This is a genomic window from uncultured Negativibacillus sp. (assembly GCF_944388365.1).
In the GTDB taxonomy this organism is placed as follows: domain Bacteria; phylum Bacillota; class Clostridia; order Oscillospirales; family Ruminococcaceae; genus Negativibacillus.
Genome location: NZ_CALXIN010000158.1, coordinates 1 through 2,877 on the forward strand (window position 1 = coordinate 1; position 2,877 = coordinate 2,877).

Annotated in this window: 3 protein-coding genes; 2 read left to right on the top strand and 1 reads right to left on the bottom strand. The window is 54.4% G+C overall.

From position 1 onward, the window contains the following. Window positions 1-155 precede the first annotated feature (155 nt). Entirely contained in the window at window positions 156-1,364 is a 1,209-nt protein-coding gene (gene dpaL / locus Q0L39_RS11490) for a diaminopropionate ammonia-lyase (RefSeq protein ID WP_296629317.1), read from the bottom strand. A gap of 116 nt (window positions 1,365-1,480) precedes the next feature. Here dpaL and Q0L39_RS11495 point away from each other — a divergent pair, with 116 nt between their 5' ends. Together Q0L39_RS11495 and Q0L39_RS11500 are read left to right on the top strand one after the other, a co-directional pair. After that, entirely contained in the window at window positions 1,481-1,684 is a 204-nt protein-coding gene (locus Q0L39_RS11495; protein ID WP_296629318.1) for a hypothetical protein, read from the top strand. Further along, window positions 1,681-2,403, top strand: a complete 723-nt coding sequence (locus tag Q0L39_RS11500; RefSeq protein WP_296629319.1) for a peptidylprolyl isomerase — start codon at window positions 1,681-1,683, stop codon at window positions 2,401-2,403. The genes Q0L39_RS11495 and Q0L39_RS11500 overlap by 4 nt, the downstream gene beginning before the upstream one ends. Window positions 2,404-2,877 lie beyond the last annotated feature (474 nt).

Consider the following 2,877-nt stretch of genomic DNA (forward strand, 5'->3'; position numbering starts at 1 on the left):
CCAGGAGGTTTTTGGCGCGCCTTTCGTCCATTTCCTCGCGATAGGAAATGGACCCCGGGGTGCAGGGGCGGGGAGCCTCCCTGCAAAAAGCTCCCGCAGGAGCTCTCCTGCAACAAAAGGGAAAGCATGAAAAAGGAGGGGATTTCCCCTCCTTTTTAACAGGATGGATATTTGCCATCCCAGACGATGTGCTGCCAGTTCTCGCGGTCGGTTGCACCTTCGGTGCTGATGAACAATAGCCTCGAATGTTCGTCGATGTGCAGCTGCTCCTTGAGCGCACAAAGCTGTGGGTCGCTCAAAATCACGCTCATGCCGCCGAACGCCGATGCACCCGATTCGCCCGAAATAATCCGTCCGTCGCCCTCCATCGGGTTTGCCAAAATGCGGATGCCTCTGGCGGCGGCGTAGTCGGGAATGGACAGACAAAAATCTGCATAGTCGCGGATGACCTCCCACGCGATGGGACACGGCTCTCCGCAGGCAAGTCCTGCCATGATGGTGCGCATCTCCTCGGTGACAAAGTGCAGCTTGCCGTCCGCAGCTTTGGCAGTGCGAAAGATACAGTCGGCGCGGTTTGGCTCGACGATGGTGATGATCGGTTTTTGCTGACCGCACAGGTTTGCAAAGTAACCGGTCATCGCTGCCGGCATCGAACCAACTCCCGCCTGCAAAAACAGATGGGTGGGCATCGGCTGACCGCTCTCTTTGAGGGCGTGTACAATCTCCTGTCCCATGGTCAGGTATCCCTGCAAAATCCAGCTGGGCACCTCGGTGTAGCCGTCCCAGGAGGTGTCCTGTACCAGTACGCAGTTGGGTTCTTCGGCGCGTTTGCGCGCAAGTCGCACTGTATCGTCGTAGACAAGGTCGGTGATCGAAGCGTCCGAGCCAAGCGCACGGATGTTTTGCAGGCGTTCCGGCGCAGAGCCGCGAGGCATGTAAACCACCGATTTCTGTCCCAGCTTGTTGGCGGTCCACGCTACGCCGCGTCCGTGGTTGCCGTCGGTGGCGGTGACAAAGGTCAGCTCTCCCAGCTGGGCGCGCACCTCAGGGGAGGTCATCGCAGCAAAGGACAGCTGGTCGATGTTTTTGCCAAGACGCTGTGCAATATATCGTCCGATGGCAAACGAGCCGCCCAGCACTTTGAAGGCGTTGAGGTCAAAGCGTTTGGACTCGTCCTTGACATAGATTTTTTCCACGCCAAAGAGCTTTGCAAGATGGTCCAGTGTCACCAGCGGAGTGGGTGTGTACTGTGGAAAGCTGCGGTGAAACTGCTCGGCGCTGCGGGCGGTCTGCTCATCGAGAAAGGAGATGTCCGATTTGGGAGAGTTTGTGCGGCAGGACGCCAGATAAAAACCTTCGTTCATGATGTTGCTCCGTTCTCCGGCAATAGATGGATTTTTGGACAGAGAGGGCCGACGCGCCTGCCGGAAGCGGTGTCCCCTGTGATACAAATTGTACTGCGATGTGGATAGTTTTGCAAGTGAAAGCAGCACAGGGCAAATTTTATCAAAGTTTACAATTTGTTTATCTGCGCCATCCAAATATATTATATAATGGTGGGAGAAAAACGATAGAACGAGATAGAGGAAGGCCGCACATGATGGGAGGCGGCAGCTGCACAGGAAAAAAGAAGATGCAGCAGTTTGTGGATGGATTGGAAAAAAAGGGTGGTGAACAGGCATGATAAAAAAACTGAGCTGCGCGATGGCAGGCGCATGGCTGATGCTGTCGCTGACAGCCTGTTCTCTGGGGCAGGGCATCCAGATTCTGGATCAGGACAAGATTGTTCTGCTGCAAAGCGAGGAGATGGTTGTCGGGGAAGATATTGCCGTGGTACAGACCTCTCAGGGCAGTTTCACGATGCGATTTTTCCCCAGCGAGGCGCCAAAGACGGTCGAAAACTTTATCGAGCTTGCGCAGACTGGTTATTTTGACGGACAGATGGTGTCCAGCGTGGAAAAGATCGAACAGGGCGACCGCTTGAAGGGACGGATGATTGCGGGCAATGGCAAGCCGGCCGAAGAGAGCGGTGAGTGTATCTTTGAGGAACCTATCAAGCCGGAGATCTCGTACAATTTAGGAACCATCCCAGGAGCGGTAGTGGCCTATGCGCCCGACGGCGTAGTGGACAGCCGGTTTTATATTGTTGGTTCACGCAAGGTGAACAAAGAGGAGATCGAGGAGATCACCGAGAACAACTATCCAAAACAGATGGTGGAGCTGTTTGAAGAGCAGGGCGGCTACCCTGAGGAATGGCTGCACCAATCAGTTTTTGCACAGGTCATCGAGGGAATGGACGTGGTGGACAGCATCATCTGTCAGACGCCCAACACCGAGAAAGGCCAGACGACCGACATTGAGATCATCAGTGTAACGATCGAGAAATATCAGCCGCAGAGCTAGGCTGGTTTCACAGGGGGAGAATCCCCCTATGAAACCCCTTTCAATCTTTGCAGGGAAGTCCCTGCAAAGACCGCACCTCTGGTTTCCTGCGTTGTCATTCTTTTCTGTGTGCGGTCCTGAGAATGGGCAAAGCCCATTCTCCAAACTTTTTGCAAGAACCTTGCGGGCTTACGCAGCCCGCGCCCGCGGTTCCTTTCTTGTCGAAAAGAAAGGAACCAAAGATTCGCCAAAGAGGAAGTGTCCTCTTTGGAAACACCTCTGAGGGGCACATCCCCTCGGGAACTTCGCAAAGCGAAGTTCTCTCCCCCTGTCTGCTCCAGCAGCAGGAGGATGTCAGATTTTGCACCTGCTTGCTTAGGGAAGTGAGTGCTTACGTCGTTGTAGCGACATTCTTGGGAGTGGGGTTTCAAAAGGGGCTTGCCCCTTTAGTGAAGCTTTTCAAGCTTCCGAAATCCAACCAGGAGGTTTTTGGCG

What these genes read in the sequence shown, in the direction of transcription:
- dpaL (WP_296629317.1), bottom strand. Translation starts at nt 1,364, where the DNA reads ATGAACGAAGGTTTTTATCTGGCGTCCTGCCGCACAAACTCTCCCAAA.
- Q0L39_RS11500 (WP_296629319.1), top strand. Translation starts at nt 1,681, where the DNA reads ATGATAAAAAAACTGAGCTGCGCGATGGCAGGCGCATGGCTGATGCTG.